The sequence below is a fragment of the Streptomyces sp. NPDC087215 genome (genome assembly GCF_044744885.1).
Taxonomy (GTDB): Bacteria; Actinomycetota; Actinomycetes; order Streptomycetales; family Streptomycetaceae; genus Streptomyces.
In genome coordinates, this window is the sequence record NZ_JBIUZD010000001.1 from 885,841 (window position 1) to 908,496 (window position 22,656).

Consider the following 22,656-nt stretch of genomic DNA (forward strand, 5'->3'; position numbering starts at 1 on the left):
GAGGACCGTAGCGGTGCCCACTGACATCGGCACTTGTACGCGGGTTCCGGTGGACGTCGCCCTCCCGGGGCCGGACACGGTGCGGCGGCCCCGCCAGGGGGGGCGGGGCCGCTCGGTGCCTCGTCAGCCCTTGGCGGAGACCCGCCGGACGCTGCTGCGGTTCAGCACCCTGTTCCCCTCGAAGTTGCGGGCCTGGATGTCGATGCTGCCGCTCTCCCCGATGAAGAGATCGAGGTCGGCGCAGTTGCCGTTGCCGAGGTCGTACTCCACGACGCGCCACGTACCGCCGTTCGGCGGGACAGCGCTCGCACGAGTCCCGTGGTGAGGCGGGGGTGACCGGAACCACCGTCCGGGGCGACACCCTCACCGGCTTCGCGGCCCGCCGTCGGCCCTGAGCCCACGACCGGACCGGCAGCCGCACCGGGGAGTCCGGGGGCGGACCGGCGGACCCCGACGCCGAGCCGCGTCCTTCCGGCCGGGTGGCCGTCCACGCCGACGACTAGACTCGTGACCATGTCCCGGTCCCCCGTCACCGACGTCGACGGTTACCTCGCCGGTATCACCGGTGACCGCGCTCCGGCGCTGGCCCGGCTGCGGGAGCTGTGCCGGTCCGAGCTGACCGGCTTCACCGAGACCCTCGCGTACGGTATGCCCGCGTACACCCGCGACGGGACCGCGGAGGTCGCGTTCGCCGACCAGAAGCAGTATGTCTCCCTCTACCTGATGCGCCCGGACGTCGTCGGGGCGTTCGCCGAGCGGCTGGCCGGCCAGGACATGGGCAAGGGCTGCATCCGCTTCCGGCGGCCCGCCGCGATCGACTACGGCCTCGTCCGCGAGCTGCTGGCCGCCGTCGCCCGCACGCCGGGCACGGTCTGCTGACCACACCGCCGCCCGAACCCGGCGGCCCCGTTCGCGCGGCGGCCGGGGCGGGGTCGCCCCGGTCTTCGCGGGCCCGTTTCCCTGCCGGGGTCCCGGCGTCAGGCGTTGATCGCGGGGATGACCTCCGCCCCGTACGCGTCGATCGTTCCCTCCCTGTTGTCGTGCATGTCGTAGACGGCGAACTGGTCGACGCCGAGATCGCGAAGGTGCCGCAGCTTGTCGACGTGGGTGCGGGTGGGTCCCAGGAGGCAGAAGCGGTCGACGATGTCGTCGGGGACGAAGACGGTGTCGGGGTTGTCCGCGCGGCCGTGGTGGGAGTAGTCGTAGCCCCGCCGGTCCTTGATGTACGCGGTCAGGTCCTCCGGGACCATGCCCGAGTGCTCGCCGTACCTGGCGACCAGGTCGGCCACGTGGTTGCCGACCATCCCGCCGAACCACCGGCACTGGTCCCGCGCGTGCGCCAGGGCTTCCGGCGAGTCGTCGGCCGTCACGTACGCCGGAGCGGCCACGCAGATCGTGACCGACTCCGGGTCGCGGCCCGCGTCGACGGCCGCCTGCCGGACCGCCTTGACCATCCACTCGGTCAGGAAGGGGTCCGCGAGCTGGAGGATGAACCCGTCGGCCTTCTGCCCGGCCAGGGCCAGCGCCTTGGGTCCGTACGCCGCCATCCACACCGGCAGCTTCCCGTTCCTCACCCAGGGGAGGCGGACCGGGCTGCCGTCGACCTCGGCCTCCCGCCCCTCGGCGAGGTCACGGATGACGTCGATGGCCTCCCCGAGCCGGGCCAGGGTGTTCGGCCTGCGCCCGGCGACGCGCATCGCGGAGTCGCCGCGCCCGATGCCGCAGACGGTCCGGTTGCCGTACATGTCGTTGAGGGTGGCGAAGGTGGAGGCCGTCACCTCCCACGTACGGGTGCCCGGGTTGGTCACCATCGGACCCACCCGGAGCTTCGTCGTGTGCTCCAGGATCCGGCTGTAGATGACGAACGGCTCCTGCCAGAGCACGGCGGAGTCGAAGGTCCAGCCGTACCGGAAGCCGTTGCGCTCCGCCCGGCGCATCAGCCCCACCACCTGCGAGGCGGGCGGGTCGGTCTGCAGGACGAGTCCGAAGTCCAACGTCGTTCTCCTAGTTCAGGTACTGACAGGTGGCGCGCGGGACGAAGGTGCCGTGCCCGGCGCGGCCGACGTACGTGCGCCGGTCGACGACGAGTTCGCCGCGCGAGAGGACCGTCTCCACCCGGCCGGTGACCGTCTTCCCCTCGTACGCGGAGTAGTCCACGTTCATGTGCTGGGTCTCCACGGAGAGCGTCTGCGTGGTGTGCGGGTCGTAGATCACCACGTCCGCGTCGGCGCCCGGCGCGATCGTGCCCTTCTGCGGATACAGCCCGAACATGCGGGCCGGACTCGCGCAGGCGATCTCGATCCAGCGGCGCCGCGAGATGTGCCCGTCCACGACCGCCTGGTGGAGCAGGTCCATGCGGTTCTCCACTCCCGGCAGGCCGTTGGGGATCTTCGAGAAGTCGCCGCGCCCGAGGTCCTTCTGCCCGGTGAAGCAGAACGGGCAGTGGTCCGTGGAGACCACCTGGAGGTCGTCGGTCCGCAGCCCCCGCCACAGCGCCTCCTGGTGCTCCTTCGGCCTCAGGGGCGTACTGCACACGTACTTCGCGCCTTCGAAGCCCGGTTCCGCGAGGTTGTCGGTGGAGAGGAAGAGGTACTGCGGGCAGGTCTCGCCGAAGACCGGCAGGCCCTTGTCGCGGGCGGTGGCGATCTCCGCGACCGCCTCCCGCGCCGACACGTGGACCACGTAGAGCGGGGAGCCCGCGACCCGGGCGAGCTGAATGGCCCGGTGGGTCGCCTCCGCCTCCAGCAGCGCCCTGCGGACCTCCCCGTGATGGCGGGGGTCCGTCTCGCCCCGGGCCAGGGCCTGCTCGACGAGGACGTCGATCGCGATGCCGTTCTCCGCGTGCATCATGATCAGCCCGCCGTTGTCGGCGGAGCGCTGCATGGCCCGCAGGATGCGCCCGTCGTCGCTGTAGAAGACGCCCGGGTAGGCCATGAAGAGCTTGAAGGAGGTGACGCCCTCCTGGACCAGCAGGTCCATCTCCTTGAGCGTGTGCTCGTTCACGTCGGAGAGGATCATGTGGAACGCGTAGTCGATCGCGCAGTTGCCGTCGGCCTTCGCGTACCAGGCGTCGAGCCCCTCGCGCAGGCTCCGGCCGACGGTCTGGACGGCGAAGTCGACGATCGTGGTCGTCCCGCCCCAGGCCGCCGCCCGCGTCCCCGTCTCGAACGTGTCCGAGGCGGACGTGCCGCCGAAGGGCAGTTCCATGTGGGTGTGGGCGTCGACCCCGCCGGGCAGCACGTAGCGGTCGGTGGCGTCGAGGACGCGCGCGGCCGTCCAGCCGGCCGCGACGTCCGAGCCGGTGGCCGCGAGGGCGACCACACGGCCGTCCTCGATCAGCACGTCGGCGTGGAGTTCGTCGGCGGCGGTGACGACGAGGCCGCCCCGGATGACGGTACGGGTGCTCACGGAGTCTCCCTGCTCGTGGGGCGGTACGACGGGGGTGGGGCGGGTGGTGCCCGGGGACGCGCTGCCGCCGGGCACCACCGGTGCGGACTACAGGCTCCGCAGCGCGCTTTCGAGGGCCGCCGCGCCCTCTTCCGCCTCCGCGACGGTGAGCGAGAGCGGCGGGGCGATCCGCAGGGTGCTGGTGTTGTGGCCACCGCCCTTGCCGATGAGCAGACCGTTCTCCCGGGCCGCCTCCAGGACCGTGGCGGCGGCGTCCGGGTCCGCCCGGTCGGTGCCCGGTTCGGTCAGCTCGACGCCGATCATCAGGCCCCGGCCGCGCACCTCCCGCACCGCCTCGACCCCGGCGCAGACCGCCCGGATCCGCTCGATGAGCAGCCCGCCGACCCGGCGCGCGTTGCCCTGGAGATCGTGCTCCAGGAGGTACGAGAGGTTGGCGAGGCCCGCCGCCATCGTGATGGGCGAACCGCCGAAGGTGGAGATGGAGTTGGCGTCCAGGCCGTTCATGATCTCCGCGCGGGCGACGACGCCGCCGACGGACATGCCGTTGCCGATGCCCTTGGCGAAGGTGAGGATGTCGGGCGGTCCGGCCTGGCCGTGCGCCTGCCAGCCCCAGAAGTTGTCGCCGGTCCTGCCCCAGCCGGTCTGCACCTCGTCGGAGATCCACAGGATGCCGTGCCGGTCGAGGACCCGGCGGAAGGCCGCGTAGAGGCCGTCGGGCGGGGAGGTGAAGCCGCCGACTCCCTGCACGGGTTCGGCGATCAGCGCGGCGACGTCCCTGGTGTGCCCGAGGAGGTCTTCGAGGTCGGCCACGCAGGCGTCGACGAACCGTTCGTCGGTGTACTGGGCGTACGGCCCCCGGGTGCGCACACCGCCGTGCACGTACAGGGTCTGCAGCGGGGAGAGTCCGGTCGGCGACCAGGCGCGGTTGCCGGTGATGCCGACGGTGGAGAAGGAACGGCCGTGGTAGCTGTTGCGCATCGCCAGGATCTGGTTCGAGCGGCGGTGGGCGGTGGCGAGGAGCAGCGCCGTGTCGTTGGCCTCGGTGCCCGAGGTGGTGAAGAAGACCCGGGCGTCGGGGATGCCGGAGAGCCCGGCGATCCGCTCGGCCAGTTCCACCATCGGCCGGTTGAGGTAGAGGGTGGAGGAGTGGATGATGCGCCCGGCCTGCTCGGCTACGGCCTTGGTGACCTCGGGCAGGGCGTGCGCGGTCATCGTGGTGAGGATGCCGCCGAAGAAGTCGAGGTACTTCCGGCCCTCGGCGTCCCAGACGTGTCTGCCCTCGCCGTGGGTGATCTCGATGGGGTCGCGGTAGTAGAGGGCGACCCAGTCGGGGATGACGGCCCTGTGCCGTTCGTGGAGGCCGCTCACGGGCGCACCAGCCCCTCGTAGGCGTCGGGGCGGCGGTCCCGGTAGAAGGCCCACTGCTGCCTGACCTCCTCGATCAGGCCGAAGTCGAGGTCGCGGACGACGAGTTCCTCCTCCTTGTCGGAGGCGAGGTCGCCGACGAACCGGCCGCGCGGGTCCACGAAGTAGCTGGTGCCGTAGAAGTCGTTGTCGCCGTACTCCTCGACGCCGACGCGGTTGATGGCGGCGACGAAGTACTCGTTGGCGACGGCGGCGGCGGGCTGCTCCAACTGCCAGAGGTGGGAGGAGAGTCCACGATGGGTGGCCGAAGGGTTGTATACCAACTGGGCTCCGTTGAGGCCGAGTTGGCGCCAGCCTTCGGGGAAGTGCCGGTCGTAGCAGATGTAGACGCCGATCCGGCCGACGGCGGTGTCGAAGACCGGCCAGCCCGCGTTGCCGGGGCGGAAGTAGTACTTCTCCCAGAAGCCCTTGACCTGGGGGATGTGGTGCTTGCGGTACTTGCCGAGGTAGCTGCCGTCCGCGTCGATCACGGCGGCGGTGTTGTAGTAGAAGCCCTCGCTCTCGACCTCGAAGACCGGCACCACGATCACCATGCCGGTCTCGCGGGCGAGGTCCCGCATACGGGAGACGGTGGGGCCGTCCGGGACCGGCTCGGCCCAGCGGTAGTGCTCGGGCTCCTGGACCTGGCAGAAGTAGGGGGCGTTGAACACCTCCTGGAATCCGATCACCTTGGCACCCCGCCGGGCGGCCTCCCGGGCGTGCTCCTCATGTTTGGCGATCATGGATTCGGTGTCGCCGGTCCAGGTGGCCTGGACGAGCGCGGCGCGGACGACGTCGGTCATGAGCTGCTCCTTCGGCACGGCGTCAGAGAGCCTCTACGCACGTAGACGCGGTACGTAGGAGGAGAACGTAAGCCCCGTCACACCCCGGAGCAAGACCGCCGCCGCGAAGCGGCCGGGTCGATCATGTTTCATACCCGAGTGGTCCACGTCGGACACGTACCGACACGGGGCGACACCGCGTGACGGCGGGACGCCCCGGGCCGGACGCCTGCGGGGACCGGCGCGTGACGGCCCCTCCGGCGTCCGCGGGCGGGGGGCTCCCCGGGCCACCGGTCCTCTTCCGCGCGTCCGCGCCGGGTCACGTCCCCGCGAGGCCCGCCACCCGGAAGGCGTGCAGCAGATCGCGCTCCCGGGCCACGGACACCGCGCGGGCCGCCGCGAGCAACTGCGGGACGAGTCCGCGCGGGTCCGCGCCCGCGAGCCGGGCCGCGTCCCCCGGCGCGCGGACCCGCACGAAGGCGGTGAGCAGCGTGTGGGCCTCCCGGTGGTGGTCCTCGGCCCGCAGGGCGGCGCACGCCCCGGCCAGTTCCTCCACGGGCCTCGCCACGCCCTGGCACAGCAGCCGCTCGCAGTCGGCGGGGCGGCCCGCGTCGGCGAGGGCCCCGGCGACGGCGGCGAGCCGGGCGGGCGGCAGCGAGGCCGCCTCCCAGAGCAGGGTGGCCCAGTCGGCCGCGAGTCCGGCGCGGTGCAGTTCCTCCGCGAGGGCGGGGAGCCGGGCGGGCGGTCCGCTCAGTGCCTCGCAGAGCAGGGCGTGCGCCTCGCCGGTACGGCCCTGGGCGCGGAGCCGCCGGAGCGCGTAGACGGCGTTGGCGGCGGCGCGGACGTCGTCCTCGGTGAAGGCGGCCGGAGGGGCGGCGGGGGCCGGGTCCCGTTCCTGGCCGGGCGCGCCCCCGAAGCGGGCCCCGCGCGGCGCCGCGCCCCCGGCGGGGAGCACGGGCAGGGGTACGGGCAGGGGCACGGGCGGCGGCAGGAGCTCCGGCCCCTCCGTGGTGTGGCCCGCGCGGCTGCCGCCGCCGCTGTGCCCGTCGCCGCCCCTGGAACAGCCGCCGTCTCCGGACCCGCCTCTGCCCCCGTGACCGGCACCGTCCACGTGCCCGGCGCCGTCCGCGTGATCGTCGCTGTCCAGCCAGGCGTACCGTGCGCCCCGGGGGCGCCGGGCGGGCCGCGCCCGGGGTCCGGCGGCGGTGGGCGGCGGGGCGAGCGCCGCCAGGCGGGCCGTCAGGTCGGCGATCCTGGCGGTGGCGCGGGTGTGGTCGTCCCGGACCCAGGCCAGGTCGTGTTCCAGTCGGGCCGTCGCCGCCGGGTCCGGTGGCGGGCCGGCGCGGAGGGACCGGTCGAGGTCGCGGGCGCGGGACTCGGCGTACCGGCGTTCCCGCTCCATCAGGTCCCGCAGCTCGGCCAGGACGTCCGCACCGCCGGGCCTCCGGTCGTGGGCGGTGACGGCCTCCTCGTACAGCTTCCTGCCCCGGGTGGCGAGCGGTCCTCCGGCGTCCTCTCCGGTGTCCAGGAGGAGGGAGCCGACCACGTCCCAGGGCGGGATCTCCGCCCCTTCGAGGCAGGCGCGCATCCCCTCGGGGTCGCGCGCGGAGAAGACCCCGTACCAGCCTCCGCTCGCGGGGAGGCGCTCCACGAGGGTGGTCAGCCAGCGGGTGAACGCGGCCGTCTCCGTCTCCTTCTCCGTGGATGGTCGAGTCCTCGTCATGTGTCACGCACCTGCCCCGCGGTCGACTGGAGCCTTCGGGTCCGCGGGTATCGGACCACAGGTGTGTTACGGGGCGGCTACGGACCGTTTTCCCGCAGGTGGCCGTTCAGTCGAAGGTCACGACGATCCCGGCGTGCGGGCGCTTCCCGAAGCGGGCGAGGGTGGCGGGCAGGTCCAGGAGCCAGAACTGCCAGCTGTACTTGCGGGAGAGCAGCCGCCGGATGCGGCGCATCTCCTCCCCCTCGACGAGGCGGCCCCGGCCGGTGAAGCGCCCGGCGGTGTCCGCGACGTTCCCGCGCATGTCGCAGACGGCGGCCTCCACCTTCGGGTCGTTGCGCAGCCGCTTGACCTTCCAGGAGTCGGCCCGGGTCCAGATGTACAGTGCGTCGTCCTCCACCGCGTACCAGAGGGGCGTGGCGACCCCGGTGCCGTTCTTGCGGTACGTGGTCAGGCTGACGTAGCGGCCGTGCCGCAGTTCTTCGGGCATCATGGCCGCGAGCCTATGCGGGGGTCGGGTTCGAGGCGTGGGTCAGGGTCTCCCAGGCGACGAACAGGTCGTCCGTGCCGCCCGGCCGCTGGCTGGCGGCGAGCTTCTCGGTCTGCGGGAGCCTCATGCCCATCCGTCCTTCGAGGTGGTTGAGGGCGACCTCGACGTCCGGGCCCATGGTCCGCTCGATCCTGCCGCCGCACAGCCACTTCGGCGGGGTCGCGCCGAGCTGGTAGCGGGCGTGGAACTCCAGGGCGGCGCCGATCCGTTCGGCCTGCTCGCGGTAGAGGTCGAGGCCCTGGTGCCAGGCGGTCTCGGCGATGTGCGCGGTGGCGGCGAGCGAGTAGCCGATGTGCATGAGGTTGCGGCAGGTCTCCTGGCCGAGCCCGTCGGCGTAGGTGCGCTGGCCGAACCAGTAGGTGGCCAGTTCGTCGGGGGTGTCGATGGTGCCGCCGGGCGGCGGCTTGGGCAGGGCGCCGTCGGAGGAGAGGTAGAAGTAGGCGGGGACCCTCGCGCGGAAGCGCCGTACCGCGTCCTCGAAGACCGTACGGTCCTCCAGGAAGACCGCCATCCCGATGGCGGCGTCGGTCATCGCCAGTTCCCAGTTGCCGTTGTGGTCGGGGACCTTGGCGGTGACGTCGGGCAGGTACGCCTTGCGCAGCATCCACTTGAACCGCTGGACGGCGGGGCCGCCCCAGGCGGGATAACCGGAGTGCACGATCTCGGCGGCGCGCGCCCAGGAGGAGCCGGACCAGGCGGTCTGGAGGTCGGCGTCGTCGCGGGTGTGCTCCTTCACCTTCGCCGACCAGGCGTCCATGATCTCCACGGCCTTGGCGGCGTGCGCGGCCCCGCCCGACACCGACCACATGAGGGCGTGGGTGTAGGCGGCGATGGCGTCCTCGCGCTCGGCGACACAGGCGTCCGTACCGGCGTTGGAGGCGCAGGCGACGACCCCGGCGGGGTGCGGTACGTAGTCGAGGGAGGCGTACGGGCTGCCGCTCATCGCCCGGTAGGCGGAGGTCCAGGGCTCCTCCCCGGCGGCGACGTGGCGGCGCACCGCCGCGAGCTGGGCGCCACCGACGAGGACGCCGGGGTGGCGGAACCGCTCGGGGGCGACGCCCGCGGGCGGGGTGCCGGCGTCGGTCCGGGCGCCGGTGCCCCCCGCGCCGCAGGCGGTCCCGAGGAGGAGCAGGGGGCAGAGGAGCGCGGCGAGGAGGGTCTTCTGTCGACGGTGCACGGCTCCACGCTGGCCGAGGGCCCGGCCGGACGCATCCGGGACTAGGCCACGGGAGGACCGGGGAACGGAGACCGGAGAACGGAGACCGGGGAGGGAGACCGGCGCGGGTTCCGGCGCGGGTCTTCTGGGCGCCCGGGAGGTCGTCGGGTTTCGGCGTGACCGGCGCGGGACCCGCGCCGGTTCCCCGTCGTGGAGCGACCGGGACCGTCAGGGGCACCGGGGTCCGGTGGCGTCCGAGCGCGACGGGGGGCGGGGGGCGGACGGGCGGCGGTCCGGGGCGTCCGCCGTCAGCTCCCCTCGTACGTGCTCCTGGCCTCCGTGATCTCCGGGAGGTGGGCGCGGGTCCAGGCGCAGGCGGCGTCGAGCGGGCCGATCAGCGAGCGGCCGAGGGCGGTCAGCGCGTACTCGACGCGCGGCGGGTTCTCGTCGTACGCGGTGCGGCGGAGGAATCCGTCGCGTTCCATCGCCCGCAGGGTCTCGGTGAGGACCTTCGGCGTGATCCAGTGCAGCGGGACGCGCAGTTCGGAGAACCGGCGGGGCTGTCCGTCCTCCAGGCAACGGAGCACCACCGCCGTCCACTTGCCGCCGACGCGGATCTGCCGCGGGGGTCCTGAGCAGTCCGGGTCCTGGAAGAGGTCGGGGCGCAGCGGCTGGCTCATGTCCCCGAAGCTAGCCCAGTACCGTTGAAGTAACCAGGTGCCCCCGTTCTACGGTCACGCCATGAGCGACGACATGAGCAGGGAACCGAGCAGGAACGTCATCGTCTTCGGGGCGGGCGGGCGGGTCGGCCGCGCGACCGTGGCGGAGGCGGTGACCCGGGGGCACCGGGTGACGGCGGTGGTGCGCGATCCGGCGAAGTACGCCGATCTGAGCGGGAGTTCGGTCACGCTGGTACGCGGGGACGTCACCGATCCGGACGCGGTCGCCGCGCTCGCCGCCGGTCACGACGCGGCCGTGAACGCCTCGGCCCGCCTCGACGTCTCCTCCGAGGAGTACTTCACCTCGGCGGCGCGGGCGCTGGTCGCGGGTCTCGGGGCGGCGGGCGTGCGCCGTCTGCTGGTCCTGGGCATCGCCACGACGCTGGAGACGGAGCCGGGGGTGCGGGTGATGGACGCGCCCGGGTTCCCGGAGGAGTGGCGGCTGTTCTCGCAGGGGCACGTGGCCGAGTTCGCCCTGCTGTCCGCCGAGGCCCCGCCGGAGCTCGACTGGCTGATGGTGGTGCCCGCCCAGGACCTGAACGCGGAGGCGGAGGTCACCGGCGCGTACCGGACGGCGGTGGGCACGACGGTCGAGGGCCCCGGCCGGATCGCGCACGGGGACCTCGCCGTGGCACTGCTCGACGAGATCGAGCGCCCGCGCCACAGCCGTGTGCAGCTGGCGGTCTCGGCGTAGGCGCCCGTCGGCCGGGCCGGGCTCGCGGCGGCCCGGCCCGGCCGACGGGACGCCTCCCGGCGGACACCGCTCCTCAGCAGGTCAGACGGGCACGAAGACGCAGCGGGTGATCAGTTCGTCCATCGACAGGCCGAGGACCCCGGCGAGGGCCGCGACGGTGAAGAAGGCGGGGGTCGGGGCCCGGCCGGTCTCGATCTTGCGGAGGGTCTCGGCGGACAGTCCCGCGGCGGCGGCGATCTCGGCCATGGACCGGTCGCCGCGCGATTCGCGCAGGAGGCGGCCGAGCCGCTCGCCGCGCTCGCGCTCTTCTGGGGTCAGGGGTGTGCGCACCATGCGACCCATTCTAATACCGGTATAGTAATTGGCATGGTGGAGATCAAGACGAACGAGAACCTGGCGTCGATGCGCGAGTCGGGCCGGGTCGTGGCCCGCGCCCTCGCGGCCGTACGGGAGAAGGCGGCGCCCGGCGTCACCCTGACCGAGCTGGACCGGGCCGCACGGAAGGTCCTGGACGCGGCGGGCGCGGGCTCGCCCTTCCTCGGCTACCGCCCGGAGTGGGCGCCCGTGCCGTTCCCGGCGGTCGTGTGCGTCTCCGTGAACGACGCGATCGTCCACGGCGTCCCGGACGGGACCCGGCTGGCCCCCGGCGACCTGGTCTCGGTGGACTGCGGGGCGACGCTGGGCGGCTGGGCGGGCGACTCGGCGGTCAGTTTCACGGTGGGACCGGCCGCGCCGGAGGACATCCGGCTGGTCGCGACGGCGGACAGGGCCCTGGAGGCGGGCATCGCGGCGGCCGTCGTCGGCAACCGGATCGGCGACATCGCGCACGCGATCGGCCGGGTCTGCCGGGCCGCCGGGTACGGCATCCCGGACGGCTTCGGGGGCCATGGCATCGGCCGCGCGATGCACGAGGACCCGGGGGTCCCCAACGAGGGACGGCCCGGCCGGGGGATGAAGCTGCGGCACGGCATGGTGCTGGCGATCGAGCCGATGCTGATCGGCGGCGGCACGGACGACCACTACACGGCGAGCGACGGCTGGACCATCCGCACCCTGGACGGCTCACGCGCCTCGCACGCCGAACACACGGTGGCCGTCACGGACGCGGGGCCCCGGGTGCTGACGGCCCTGTAGGGGACGGCCTCGGGGGGGCCCGGAGCGGCGGCCGAAGGGGCGGCCGTCCCGGAGGGCCGCCCACCGGGACGGCCATGAAGGTGACGGCCCCGCACGGGACGTGGCCCGCAGGGGGGCATCCCCGCCCTCAGGAACGAAGGCCGTAGGGAGCCCCCTCAAGGAGCACGACTCCCTCAGGGGGCACGGCTCCCTCGGGGGGCACGGCTCCCCGAGGGTCCCGGCCCCGCCCTACTTCCCCGCGGGCCTCACCACCATCGCCGAGCCGCCGCCCCTGCGGACCGGTTCCGCCGCCGCGAGCCAGCGGCCGTCCGGCAGGCGTTGCACGCCCGTCGCCGCGCCGATCTCCGGGTTCTGCCGGAAGCCGTGCCCGATGGCCTCCAACTGGGCCCTGACCGGGCTGTTCCAGAGGGCCGGTTCGAGTTCGGTGGTCGCCTGGTTGCGCTGGCTGGCGCGGGGCGCGGCGATGGCGTCCACGAGCGGCAGGCCCCGGTCGAGGACCCCGGTGAGCGTCTGCAGGACGGTGGTGATGATGGTCGCGCCGCCCGGGGAGCCGAGGGCGAGGACGGGCCGGTCGTGTCCGTCGAGGACGATCGTCGGGGAGATCGAGGAGCGCGGGCGCTTGCCGGGTCCGGGCAGGTTCGGGTCGTGGACGGCCGGGTTCGCCGGGGCGAAGGAGAAGTCCGTCAGCTCGTTGTTGAGCAGGAAGCCCCGGCCGGGCACGGTGATGCCGCTGCCGCCGGTGGACTCGATGGTGAGGGTGTAGGCGACGACGTTGCCCCACTTGTCGGCCACGGTGAGGTGGGTGGTGTTCTCACCCTCGTACGTGGTCGGGGCCGCCGTACCGCCGGGCGCGCACGGCACCGGGCTGTTCGGGTCGCCGGGCGCGAGCGGACTCGTGAGGACGGCGTCGTCGCGGATCAGGCAGGCCCGGGAGTCCGCGAACCGCTGGGAGAGCAGACCGCGGGTCGGCACGGACTCGAAGGCCGGGTCGCCGACCCAGCGGCCCCGGTCGGCGAAGGCGATCCGGCTGGCCTCGATGTACCGGTGCAGATAGCGGGCCTCGGAGGCGGCGGAGAGGTCGGTCCCCTCCAGGATGTTGAGCGCCTCACCGACGCTCGTACCGCCGGAGGAGGACGGCGCCATGCCGTACACGTCGAGGCCCCGGTAGCCGACCTTCGTCGGCTTGCGGAACTCGGTCCGGTAGGCGGCGAGGTCACGCTCCGTCAGATCGCCGGGGCGCACCTTGCGGGTGGCGCCCTCGCGCACCGGGGGCTTGCGCACGGTGTCGACGATGTCCCGGGCGAGCGGCCCCCGGTAGAGCGCGCCGACGCCCTCACGGCCCAGCTTCCGGTACGTACGGGCCAGGTCCGGGTTCTTGAAGGTGGAGCCGACCACGGGCAGTCGGCCGCCGGGCAGGAAGAGCGCGGAGGTCGCGGGGAAGTCGCGGAAGCGGGCCTCGTTGCCCGCGGTCTGGGAGCGGAAGGTGGCGTCGACGGTGAAGCCGTCGCGCGCCAGGCGTTCCGCCGGTTCGAGCAGGGCGCCGAGCCGCTCGGTGCCCCAGGCGTCGAGGACGGTGCGCCAGGTGGCCGGGGTGCCGGGGACTCCGACGCCGAGACCGCTGGTCTGGCCCTCCTCGAAGGGGATGGGCGCGCCGTTCTCCAGGAACAGGCCGGGACCGGCGGTGCGGGGCGCGGTCTCGCGTCCGTCCACGGTGTGCACCGTACGGCTCCGGGCGTCGTAGTAGACGAAGTAGCCGCCGCCTCCGATGCCCGCCGAGTAGGGCTCGGTGACCCCGAGGGCCGCCGCGACGGCGACGGCCGCGTCGACGGCGTTGCCGCCCTCGCGGAGGACCTCCACCCCGGCGGCCGAGGCGTCGGCGTCCACGCTGGCGACGGCCCCGCCGTACCCGGCGGCCACCGGCGTCTTGGCGGGCGGGCCGGGCGGGGCGCCCGGCGGGGACGGGGCCGGGACGGCGGCCCCCATCGAGAGCACCGTCACCGCGACGGCGAGAACGGAGACCTTGCCAGCGGCGGAGCGACGCATTCCCTACCTCCACAGTCAACAACCGTCCGCGCAGCGTAACTTCCCCGGGGTGCCCGCGTCAGGACCGCCTCGAACGGAAGGGCGTTCCCCGCTACCATGCGCGCCCATGAACGAAGACCTGCGCAACATCGTGCTCGGGGTCCTCGCGACGGGGGTCAGCGCGTCGTTCGGCTGGCTGGGCCGGTACCAATCAGGCGGCGACCCGCTATCTGGCGCGCCACTACGAGCGGTTGGCGCGCCGGTACGGGTCCGGTTCGTTCGTGCTGCTCCTGAAGGTGGTGAACTCTCGGGCGTACGGTCCCGACGTGGTGGAGCTGGTGGCGGACGTCACCGTCTCGGCGCGGACGGCTCCCGCAGTCGCACCGGCAGCGACTTGAGGCCGTTGACGAAGTGGGAGACCAGCCGCCGGGGCGGTCCGGCGAGTTCGACACCGTCACAGGCGAGACGCAACTCTTCGTAGAGGATGTGCAGTTGGAGGCGGGCGAAGTGGGCGCCGAGGCAGACGTGCGGTCCGTCGCCGAAGGAGACGTGCGGGTTCGGGTTCCGGCCGAGATCGAGACGGTGCGGGTCGGGGAAGACGCGCTCGTCGTGGTTGGCGGAGGCGTGGAAGACGACGACCTTGTCGCCGCGCCGGATCGCCTGCCCGGCGAGTTCGGTGTCGCGGGCGGCGGTGCGGCGGAAGGAGAGCACGGGCGGGTGGAAGCGCAGGAGTTCGTCCACGGCCGTTCCGGTGCCGACCTCCCCGCGCCACCAGCGCGCCTGCTCGCCGGGGTGTTCGGCGAGGGCGAGGAGGCCACCGGGGGCGGCGCTGCGGACGGTGTCGTTCCCGGCGACGGTCAGCAGGAAGAAGAACATCTCCAGTTCGGCGTCGGCGAGTTCGGAGGCGGCGAGGACGCTCATGACGTCGTCGGCGGGACGGGCCCGTTTATGGGCGGCCAACTCCTGTGCGTAGGCGAACATCTCGGCCAGCCGGGCCGGTGAGCGGGGGTTGACGGGGACTCCCCGCTCGTCGAGGACGGGTGGCTGGTCGGGGTCCTGGTAGGCGATGACCCGTTCGGTCCAGGTGAGGAGCAGCCCCCGGTCGGCCGCGGGGACGCCGAGCAGATCGGTGAGGTTGAGCAGGGCGTAGTCGTCGGTGACGGTCCGGACGAGGTCCACGGTCCCGCCGGGACCGCCGGTGTCGATCGCGTCGGCGAGGAGCCGCCGGGCCCGTTCGCGGGCGGTGGAGGTGAAGCGCGCGATCCGGCCGGGGGTGAAGGCGCGGCTGACGAGCCGCCGCAGCCTGCCGTGTCCCGGCGGGTCCTGGTTGAGCATCATGCGCCGGATGAACGGCAGGTCGGCGGGGTCGGGGTCGCGGATCTGGGTGGCACCGAGGTACGAGGAGTACGCGGCGGAGTCCTTGAGCACCCGGACGACGTCGGCGTGCCGGGTGACGGCCCAGAAGCCGGGCCCCTCGGGCCAGCCCAGGACACCCGGCTCCGCCTGGCGGGCGACGGGTGCCCGGTCGCGCAGGAGGCGGAAGCGGGCGTGGGGGACGCCTTCGGCGTAGATCCTGGGGTCGAAGACGTCGGGGACACCGCCCGGGTCTCCCGTGCCGCCTTCCGGGGCCGTGCTCTCCACCGTGCCTCCTGTGACACCTTCTGACGCACCCTGACACCCTTCGCGCCCTCCGGGGCCGCACCCCCCGCTCCGTCCCCCATGGCACTCTCCGGAGCCGTACCCTCCACCGCGACTCCCCGGGCGGCGGGCCAGGAGCGAGGCCGTGCCCATCATGCCGGGCAGGGGGCAGCGCGACGGTCTCCTTCCCGGCGGGCGGGGCCGACCAATCGTTACTCGCACGTAACTTACCGGGCGGTTACCTGAGGTACGACGCCCCGGCTACCGTCGGGTCACTTTCACCGCCCGCACCCGGCCCCGCACTCACCCCGTACCCACCTCCGCATCCCTGTCCGCCCCCTTGCACCCCCTCTCCCCCACCGCCCCCGCGGTGCCCCCCATGAGGAGTGACCCGTGCGCACATCCCTCGCTCTCGCCGTCTCCACCGTGCTCATGGCCGGTGCGGCCTTCGGGCTCGCGCCCGCCGCGCAGGCGGACGGCGCCGACACCGGCATCCGCTTCGTCGACATCACCGGGGACGGCGGGACCGTCCTCAAGGCCAATGTCGTCGCCCCCTCCAGCCCCGGCCCGCACCCGCTCGTCGTCCTGCCCACCAGCTGGGCCATGCCCCAGATCGAGTACCTGGCCCAGGCCACGGCGCTCGCCGACTCCGGCTATGTCGTGGTGAGTTACAACTCGCGCGGCTTCTGGCAGTCCGGCGGGGAGATCGAGACGGCCGGGCCCAAGGACATCGCCGACGCCTCCGAGATCATCGACTGGGCCCTCGCCCACACCACCGCCGACCCCGGCCGCATCGGCATGGCGGGGGTCTCCTACGGCGCCGGGATCAGTCTGCTCGCCGCCGCGGCCGACCCCCGGATCAAGGCGGTCGCCGCGCTCAGCGGCTGGGCCGACCTCATCGAGTCCATCTACAGCGGGCGCACCCAGCACGTGCAGGCCGCCGCCCTGCTCGGCGGCGCGGGCCACCTCACCGGCCGTCCCGGGCCCGAACTCAAGGAGATCCTGGGCGACTTCCTCTCCTCGAACCTGGAGAAGGAAGACGCCATGATCGCCTGGGGCCGCAAGCGGTCCGCCGTCGAGCAGGTCGACCGGATCAACGCCCACGGCACCGCCGTGATGCTCGGCAACGCCTGGGGCGACACCATCTTCCCGCCCAACCAGTACGCGAGCTTCTACGAGGAGCTCACCGGTCCCAAGCGGCTGGAGTTCCGCCCCGGCGACCACGCCACCGCCGAGGCCACCGGTCTCTTCGGGCTCCCCAACGACACCTGGACGAGCGCCCGCCGCTGGTTCGACCACCACCTCAAGGGCGCCGACAACGGCGTCGACCGCGAGCAGCCGGTCCAGCTCAAGTCCCGCTCCACCGGAGGCTACGAGGGCTACCCCGACTGGAAGTCGGTGGGGGCGGACCAGCGGAGGTTCGACCTCGGCGGCACCCAGCGGGTCCTGGCGAACGTGGACTCCGGGGCCAACGGCGGCACCACCCTGCTCACCAACGCCCTCGACCAGTTCCTCCGCACCCCGCCCGTCGTCTCCGTCCCCCTGCTGCCCCGGGCCTTCGCGGGCGTCTGGCAGTCCGACCGGCAGGACGGACCGCAGCGGGTGCGCGGCACCGTGCGGGTGCACACCACCGTCACCTCCACCGCGAGCAGCGGGACCCTCGTCGCGTACCTCTACGACGTGGGCCCGCTCGGTGTCGGGAAGCTGGTCACCAACGCCCCGTACACCTTCCACGACCGGACCCCGGGCCGACCCTTCGGCGTCGATCTGGAGCTGTTCTCCACGGCGTACGACGTACCGGCCGGGCACCGGCTGGCACTGGTCGTCGACACCGTCGATCCGCTGTACATCGAGCACAACCCGACCGGCGCGCAGCTGACCTTCTCCTCTCCCCCGGCCGACCCGTCGTACATGTCGGTACCGCTGCGGGAGGAGTGATCACCGGCTGCTGCCGGGCGGGTGGCGGTCCGCCGCTACCGTCCCGGCAGCAGCGTCTCCGGTTCGGCCGGGGCGACTCCCACGGCCTCCGTCTTCGGGCTGCGCCGCTCCCTCCTTGCCACCCAGGTGGCGAACCACGAGAGCGCCATGCACATGCCGATGTAGATCGGCGAGATCACCATGACCACCGGGATGAACGGCAGGTCGTAGTCGAGGTTCGATGCGATCAGTTTGCCCGCGTGCAGGAACTCCTCGTAGGTGATGAGGTATCCCAGCGAGGTGTCCTTGAGGGCCACCACCAGCTGGCTGATGATCGCGGGCAGCATCGCCCGGACCGCCTGCGGCGCCAGGACGTAGGTCATGACCTGCGTCTTGCGCATCCCGAGCGCGTACGCCGCCTCGCCCTGGCCCCGTGCGACGGCGTGGATGCCGGTACGGAAGACCTCGGCGAGGACCGAACCGTTGTAGAGGGTCAGTCCGGCGACCAGCGCGGGCAGCGGCTGCACCTTGAGCGCCACGAAGATGAAGAAGATCATCACGAGGACGGGCATGGCGCGGAAGAACTCGACGACCAGCGTCGCCACCCAGCGCACCGGCCGGTGTTCGGAGAGGCGCCCGACGGCGAGGACGGCGCCGAGGACGAGCGAGAGCACCGAGGCGTAGGCGAAGGCCTTGAGGGTGTTCCCGAGCCCCTGGAGCAGCAGTTCCTGGATGCCCTTGTAGAGGAAGGGCGACCACTTGGTGGAGGTGAACTGGTCGTTGGCGAAGAGGAGGTAGAGGATCCAGCCGGCCAGCGCGAGGATCAGCGCGGTGGACACCAGTCCGTAGATCAGGTGGCGTCGCCGGGCGTGCGGACCGGGGACGTCGTAGAGGGCGGTGGACTCGGTCATCGGGCGACTCCCCAGCGCTTCTCCATGACGTGGAAGAGGGCGCTGATGGTGAGGGTGATGATCAGGTAGCCGACGGCGATCCAGACGAAGGTCCAGACGATGTCGTAGCCGAGTTCGCTGAGCGTCTTGTAGGTGCCGAGGAGTTCGGTGACGCTGAACGCCCCGGCGATGGCGGAGTTCTTGGCGAGCGCGATCAGGGTGGAGCCGATCGGCGGGATGACCGTGCGGAACGCCTGGGGCAGCACGACCGTGCCGAGCGTCTGGGTGAAGGTCATGCCGAGGCTGCGGGCCGCCTCGCCCTGGCCGCGCGGCACCGTGTTGATGCCGGAGCGCAGTACCTCGCAGATGAAGGCCGAGGTGTAGCAGCCGAGCGCGAGGACCGCGAACAGCTCGAAGGGCAGGACGAGTCCGAAGCGGGGCAGGCCCAGCATGACGGCGAAGAAGAGCAGGGTCAGCGGGGTGTTGCGCAGGAGGGTCACCCAGACCGTGCCGAAGACCCGGAAGGAGCCGACGGGCGCGACCCGGAAGGAGGCCATCAGGAAGCCCAGCACGAGGGCGAGGGCCGAGGAGTAGACGGTGAGTTCGACGGTACCGAGGAAACCCTTGCCGTAGAGCGAGAAGTTGTCGGTCAGGACGTCCATGGGGTTCCTCCGGTCAGCTCGCCGGGTAGCGGTCGATGGGCGGCGGCTGGGGGGCGGGGACCCCGGAGAGGCCGAGGGTCGCGTCGTACGCCTTCTTCCAGTCGCCGTTCTTCTCGTGGAAGGCGAGGGCGTCGTCGAGGGCGAAGCGAAGCGCGTTGTCGTCGCGCGGGACGCCGATGCCGTACGGCTCCTCGGAGAACGGCTTGCCGACGACCTTCAGTTCGTTCGGCACCTTGGCGGCGTAGCCCATGAGGATGGTGTCGTCCGTGGTGACCGCGTCGACCTGGTAGGTCAGCAGGTTGTCGACACAGGCCGAGTAGGTGTCGTAGGCGACGAGCTGGGCCTTCGGGTAGTCCTTCTCGATCCGCTGGTACGGGGTCGAACCGGTCGCCGAGCAGACGCGCTTGCCCGCCAGGTCCTGGGGTCCGTGGATGTCGTGCTCGTCGGTGCGGACCAGGAGGGACTGGCCCGCCAGGTAGTAGGGCCCGGCGAATCCGACGAGCTTCTTGCGGTTGTCGTTGATGGTGTAGGTGCCGACGTAGTAGTCGATCTGGCCGTTCTGCAGGGCGGTCTCGCGGTTGGCGGAGGCGATCGTACGGAAGTCGATGCCCGCCGGGTCGAAGCCGAGGGAGGCCGCCATCATCTTGGCGATCTCGATGTCGAAGCCGGAGTAGCGGCCGGTCGCGGGGTCCTTCTCCCCCATGTACGGCTGGTCCTCCTTGGCTCCGACGGTCAGCCGGCCGCGCTTCTTCGCCCGCTCCCAGGTGGGGGAGTCGGGCAGGGTGAAGGACGACTGGACCTGGTAGACGGGGAGTCGGTCGGGCTGCGGGCCCTTCACGGGCGGGCTGCCCTCCCTTCCGCAGCCGCCGATCGCCGCCGTCACGGCGAGCAGCAGGGCGAGCGGGGCCGGGGTTCGGCGCGTGCGCTGCATGGTTGCCGCCCCTCAGTGCTTCAGGATCTTGGAGAGGAAGTCCTTGGCGCGCTCGCTGCGCGGGGCGGTGAAGAAGTCCTCCGGCGCGCGGTCCTCGACGATCTTCCCGTCGGCCATGAAGACGACCCGGTTGGCCGCCGAGCGGGCGAAGTCCATCTCATGGGTGACGACCACCATCGTCATGCCCTCCTGGGCGAGTTGCTGCATGACTTCGAGGACCTCGTTGATCATCTCCGGGTCGAGGGCCGAGGTCGGCTCGTCGAAGAGGAGCGCCTTGGGGTCCATCGCGAGGGCGCGGGCAATGGCCACGCGCTGCTGCTGGCCGCCGGAGAGCTGGGCCGGGTACTTGTCGGCGTGCGCGGCGAGCCCCACCCGGTCGAGGAGTTCGCGCGAACGCCGGTCGGCCTCCTCCTTCTTGCGCTTGCGGACCTTGATCTGCGCGAGGGAGACGTTGGCGAGGACGGTCTTGTGCGCGAAGAGGTTGAACGACTGGAAGACCATGCCGACTTCCGCGCGCAGCCGGGCGAGTTCCCTGCCCTCCTCGGGCAGCGGCCGCCCGTCGATCAGGATCTCGCCGGACTCGACCCTCTCCAGACGGTTCATCGCCCGGCAGAGGGTGGACTTGCCGGAGCCGGACGGGCCGATGACGACGACCACCTCCCCCCGGCCGATGGTGAGATCGATGGACTGGAGGACGTGCAACGTGCCGAAGTGCTTGTTGACGTCACGCAGTTCGATCAGCGGATCGACGACGGCCATACGCTGCCCTGCCCCATTTCTCAGCGGTGTCGAGTCAGCGCAAACTATCCACCCGAAAAGGGACTTCACGCCCGACACGCATGAAACCGCAATAAGCCGTATTTACTGCGGAAGGGTGGCGCGGGCTGGGCCGAGGGGATCAGTGCTCGGCGGCCTCCGCGTACACCTGGGAGAGTTCGGGCGAGCCCGTCATCGCCCAGTCGAGCCCCGCCTCGACGACCGGGATCTCCCGCCCGGAGGACAGTCGCACCACCGGTCCCGAGTCAGGCCACACGTGCCAGCGGGCGCCCGGCACGTTCCGCACGATCACCGTGCCGAGGTAGAGCCCCGCGTCGTTCCCCACCCAGGGCAGTTCCTCGGGGTCGTCGCGCCAGCGGGGCGGCAGCTGGTCCAGTTCCTGGAGGGAGCGCGGGGTGTCGTCGAGGGCCACCCCTGACCGGTCCGCGCGGGCGCGCAGCAGCTCGCACTCGGCGAGCAGTTCGCCCACGCCCCCGGGGTCGCGGTCGAGGGCCTCGGCCAGCGGGGAGGGGACCGGCGCGGGCTCTCGCCGCTTGAGCCAGTTGTCCAGGAACGGGATGTTCATCGCACCAGCGTCGCACCGACGCCCATCGGTCGACGACCCGGCACGCGGGGACCGTACCGGCCGCCGGACCGGCGTGTCCCGCCGCGCGCGGGGACGGGGACGGGCACGCGGCGGGCCGGGACGGGGCGGGGGCGGGCAGCGGGCCGGGACGGGGCGGGGGCGGGCCGGGGCCTACACGTCGAGGTCGACCACGACGGGCGCGTGGTCGGACGCTCCCTTGCCCTTGCGCTCCTCGCGGTCCACATAGCTGTCGCCGACCGCCTCGACGAAGGTCTTGTTGCCGTAGACCAGGTCGATGCGCATTCCCTTGTTCTTCGGGAACGAGAGCTGGCGGTAGTCCCAGTACGTGTACGGGTGGTCGTACTTGAGGGGGCGCGGCACCACGTCGGAGAGGCCCGCGGCGCGCAGCTCGGCGAGCGCCGCCCGCTCCGGCTCCGTGATGTGCGTGGCGCCCTCGAAGACGGTGACGTCCCAGACGTCGTCGTCGGTGGGCGCGATGTTGTAGTCGCCGAGGACCGCGAAGGGCCGCTCGCCCGCCGCGTCCGGCCCGACGGCCGTGCGCAGCGCGTCCAGCCAGCGCAGCTTGTACGCGTAGTGGTCGTGGCCGACCTCCCGGCCGTTCGGCACGTACACCGACCAGACGCGGACCGGGCCGCAGGTCGCGGAGATCGCCCGGGGCTCCTCCGCGCCCTCGTATTCCGGGCCGCCGGGCAGACCGGTGACGACATCGGCGAGGCCGACGCGGGAGACCAGCGCCACGCCGTTCCACCGGCCCGTGGCGTTGACCGCGGACTCGTAACCGAGGGCGCGCAGCTCCTCGGTGGGGAACTGCTCGGCGGTGCACTTGGTCTCCTGGACGCACAGCACGTCGGTGCCGGTGCTCTCCAGCCAGGCGAGGAGTCGGGGGAGCCGGGCGGTGATGGAATTGACGTTCCAGGTGGCGATGCGCATGGCGCAAGCCTACGTGCGGGGTCCGACAATCGCGGTCGCGCCGGGCTCGGGGCGGCGGCCGCCCGGGGGGCCGCTCAGTTCCCGGCGGGCGCGCCGGGGACGAGGACCTCGGCGGAGGTCCCGGGGGCGAGCCGCTGGTGGTCGGTGCCGCCGAGGGCGCCGATCTGCCGGTCGTAGAGGGGGCGGGCGAGGTCGGTCAGCAGGGCGTCGTGAATGTCGTACGCCCTGCGCGGACGGACCTCGCGGACGTAGTCGATGACCTCGGAGATCTTGTTCCACGGCGCCATGACGGGCAGGAGCAGCGTGTCGACGGGCTGCTCGGGCACGGTGAGCGCGTCCCCGGGATGGAAGACGGCGCCGTCCACGAGGAAGCCCACGTTGGTGACGCGGGGGATGTCCGGGTGGATCACGGCGTGCAGTTCGCCGTGCACCCGCACGTCGAAGCCCGCCGCCGTGAACGCGTCGCCGTGCCCCACCGTGTGCACCCGGCCGGGGAAGGCGGCCGAGAGCTGCTCCGCGACGCTCCGCAGCGTCCACAGCTCGACGGCCGGATCGGCCTCCAGGGCCGCCCGCAGCCGTCCCTCGTCGAAGTGGTCGGGGTGCTCGTGGGTGACGAGCAGGGCGTCGACGCCGAGGACGGCGTCCTCCTCGGTGAAGACGCCCGGGTCGAGGACGAGCGTCCGCCCGTCCTTCTCCAGGCGGACGCAGGCGTGGGACTTCTTCGTCAGCTTCACCC

23 protein-coding genes and 1 pseudogene are annotated in these 22,656 nt (G+C 72.6%); 5 read left to right on the forward strand and 19 right to left on the reverse strand.

What is annotated here, in order from left to right:
* Positions 1-123: 123 nt before the first annotated feature.
* Positions 124-270: a hypothetical protein gene (locus ACIO92_RS03780; protein WP_402280946.1), complete on the reverse strand. Its 147-nt coding sequence runs from the start codon at positions 268-270 to the stop codon at positions 124-126.
* Positions 271-513: 243 nt separating this feature from the next.
* On the opposite strand from ACIO92_RS03780, the gene ACIO92_RS03785 reads away from it, so the two are divergent.
* The gene (locus ACIO92_RS03785) at positions 514-879 is read left to right on the forward strand and encodes an iron chaperone (RefSeq protein ID WP_402280944.1); all 366 of its coding nucleotides are present in this window, start codon (positions 514-516) and stop codon (positions 877-879) included.
* 98 nt (positions 880-977) lie between these two features.
* On the opposite strand, the gene ACIO92_RS03790 is transcribed toward ACIO92_RS03785, so the two are convergent.
* The 8 genes from ACIO92_RS03790 to ACIO92_RS03825 all read right to left on the reverse strand — a co-directional run bounded on the left by ACIO92_RS03790 (position 978) and on the right by ACIO92_RS03825 (position 9,700).
* On the reverse strand, positions 978-1,994 hold the full coding sequence (locus tag ACIO92_RS03790; RefSeq protein ID WP_366442756.1) for a TIGR03842 family LLM class F420-dependent oxidoreductase: 1,017 nt from the start codon (positions 1,992-1,994) through the stop codon (positions 978-980).
* A 10-nt stretch (positions 1,995-2,004) separates the two neighbouring features.
* A complete protein-coding gene (gene hydA / locus ACIO92_RS03795) occupies positions 2,005-3,408 on the reverse strand; it encodes a dihydropyrimidinase (RefSeq protein WP_402280941.1) in 1,404 nt (467 codons plus the stop codon).
* 87 nt (positions 3,409-3,495) lie between these two features.
* Positions 3,496-4,776 carry an aspartate aminotransferase family protein gene (locus ACIO92_RS03800; protein WP_366442754.1) on the reverse strand — a complete coding sequence of 427 codons (1,281 nt, stop codon included), beginning with the start codon at positions 4,774-4,776 and terminating at the stop codon, positions 3,496-3,498.
* On the reverse strand, positions 4,773-5,615 hold the full coding sequence (locus ACIO92_RS03805) for a nitrilase-related carbon-nitrogen hydrolase (RefSeq protein WP_366442753.1): 843 nt from the start codon (positions 5,613-5,615) through the stop codon (positions 4,773-4,775). Before ACIO92_RS03805 ends, ACIO92_RS03800 begins: the two co-directional genes overlap by 4 nt.
* 298 nt (positions 5,616-5,913) lie before the next feature.
* A complete protein-coding gene (locus ACIO92_RS03810; protein WP_402280939.1) occupies positions 5,914-7,317 on the reverse strand; it encodes a UL36 very large tegument protein in 1,404 nt (467 codons plus the stop codon).
* A 106-nt stretch (positions 7,318-7,423) separates the two neighbouring features.
* Positions 7,424-7,807 carry a PPOX class F420-dependent oxidoreductase gene (locus ACIO92_RS03815; RefSeq protein ID WP_366442751.1) on the reverse strand — a complete coding sequence of 128 codons (384 nt, stop codon included), beginning with the start codon at positions 7,805-7,807 and terminating at the stop codon, positions 7,424-7,426.
* Between the two features lie 10 nt (positions 7,808-7,817).
* Positions 7,818-9,041: an alginate lyase family protein gene (locus ACIO92_RS03820; protein WP_401237584.1), complete on the reverse strand. Its 1,224-nt coding sequence runs from the start codon at positions 9,039-9,041 to the stop codon at positions 7,818-7,820.
* Positions 9,042-9,328: 287 nt separating this feature from the next.
* Positions 9,329-9,700 (reverse strand): winged helix-turn-helix transcriptional regulator, encoded by a 372-nt coding sequence (locus ACIO92_RS03825; protein ID WP_402280936.1) that lies wholly within the window; start codon positions 9,698-9,700, stop codon positions 9,329-9,331.
* A 61-nt stretch (positions 9,701-9,761) separates the two neighbouring features.
* On the opposite strand from ACIO92_RS03825, the gene ACIO92_RS03830 reads away from it, so the two are divergent.
* A complete protein-coding gene (locus ACIO92_RS03830; RefSeq protein ID WP_366442748.1) occupies positions 9,762-10,433 on the forward strand; it encodes an NAD(P)H-binding protein in 672 nt (223 codons plus the stop codon).
* An 81-nt stretch (positions 10,434-10,514) separates the two neighbouring features.
* Here ACIO92_RS03830 and ACIO92_RS03835 read toward each other — a convergent pair whose 3' ends face one another.
* Positions 10,515-10,766: a helix-turn-helix transcriptional regulator gene (locus ACIO92_RS03835; protein WP_366442747.1), complete on the reverse strand. Its 252-nt coding sequence runs from the start codon at positions 10,764-10,766 to the stop codon at positions 10,515-10,517.
* A 33-nt stretch (positions 10,767-10,799) separates the two neighbouring features.
* Between ACIO92_RS03835 and map the strand changes: the two genes are divergently transcribed.
* On the forward strand, positions 10,800-11,567 hold the full coding sequence (map, locus tag ACIO92_RS03840) for a type I methionyl aminopeptidase (RefSeq protein WP_401237587.1): 768 nt from the start codon (positions 10,800-10,802) through the stop codon (positions 11,565-11,567).
* A 228-nt stretch (positions 11,568-11,795) separates the two neighbouring features.
* Here the strand turns inward: map and ggt are convergent, their stop codons facing one another.
* Entirely contained in the window at positions 11,796-13,610 is a 1,815-nt protein-coding gene (gene ggt / locus ACIO92_RS03845) for a gamma-glutamyltransferase (RefSeq protein WP_366442745.1), read from the reverse strand.
* Between the two features lie 185 nt (positions 13,611-13,795).
* Here ggt and ACIO92_RS03850 point away from each other — a divergent pair.
* A pseudogene (locus ACIO92_RS03850) lies at positions 13,796-13,987 on the forward strand (hypothetical protein); the annotation flags it as partial.
* Here the strand turns inward: ACIO92_RS03850 and ACIO92_RS03855 are convergent.
* Positions 13,938-15,230, reverse strand: a complete 1,293-nt coding sequence (locus ACIO92_RS03855) for a cytochrome P450 (RefSeq protein ID WP_366442744.1) — start codon at positions 15,228-15,230, stop codon at positions 13,938-13,940. The pseudogene ACIO92_RS03850 and the gene ACIO92_RS03855 overlap by 50 nt on opposite strands.
* A gap of 429 nt (positions 15,231-15,659) precedes the next feature.
* On the opposite strand from ACIO92_RS03855, the gene ACIO92_RS03860 reads away from it, so the two are divergent.
* On the forward strand, positions 15,660-17,165 hold the full coding sequence (locus tag ACIO92_RS03860) for a CocE/NonD family hydrolase (RefSeq protein WP_402281208.1): 1,506 nt from the start codon (positions 15,660-15,662) through the stop codon (positions 17,163-17,165).
* Between the two features lie 35 nt (positions 17,166-17,200).
* Here ACIO92_RS03860 and ACIO92_RS03865 read toward each other — a convergent pair whose 3' ends face one another.
* From ACIO92_RS03865 to ACIO92_RS03895, 7 genes are all read right to left on the reverse strand, one after another.
* The gene (locus ACIO92_RS03865) at positions 17,201-18,055 is read right to left on the reverse strand and encodes an amino acid ABC transporter permease (protein ID WP_401237591.1); all 855 of its coding nucleotides are present in this window, start codon (positions 18,053-18,055) and stop codon (positions 17,201-17,203) included.
* Entirely contained in the window at positions 18,052-18,696 is a 645-nt protein-coding gene (locus ACIO92_RS03870; protein WP_366442742.1) for an amino acid ABC transporter permease, read from the reverse strand. The genes ACIO92_RS03865 and ACIO92_RS03870 overlap by 4 nt, the downstream gene beginning before the upstream one ends.
* A gap of 13 nt (positions 18,697-18,709) precedes the next feature.
* Positions 18,710-19,627: a glutamate ABC transporter substrate-binding protein gene (locus ACIO92_RS03875; protein ID WP_366442741.1), complete on the reverse strand. Its 918-nt coding sequence runs from the start codon at positions 19,625-19,627 to the stop codon at positions 18,710-18,712.
* A gap of 12 nt (positions 19,628-19,639) precedes the next feature.
* Positions 19,640-20,386: an amino acid ABC transporter ATP-binding protein gene (locus tag ACIO92_RS03880; RefSeq protein WP_402280932.1), complete on the reverse strand. Its 747-nt coding sequence runs from the start codon at positions 20,384-20,386 to the stop codon at positions 19,640-19,642.
* Positions 20,387-20,525: 139 nt separating this feature from the next.
* On the reverse strand, positions 20,526-20,969 hold the full coding sequence (locus ACIO92_RS03885; protein WP_366442739.1) for a DUF6278 family protein: 444 nt from the start codon (positions 20,967-20,969) through the stop codon (positions 20,526-20,528).
* Positions 20,970-21,140: 171 nt separating this feature from the next.
* Positions 21,141-21,920, reverse strand: a complete 780-nt coding sequence (locus tag ACIO92_RS03890; protein ID WP_366442738.1) for an exodeoxyribonuclease III — start codon at positions 21,918-21,920, stop codon at positions 21,141-21,143.
* Between the two features lie 74 nt (positions 21,921-21,994).
* Positions 21,995-22,654, reverse strand: coding sequence for an MBL fold metallo-hydrolase (locus ACIO92_RS03895; RefSeq protein ID WP_402280929.1), 660 nt, complete (start codon positions 22,652-22,654; stop codon positions 21,995-21,997).
* Positions 22,655-22,656 lie beyond the last annotated feature (2 nt).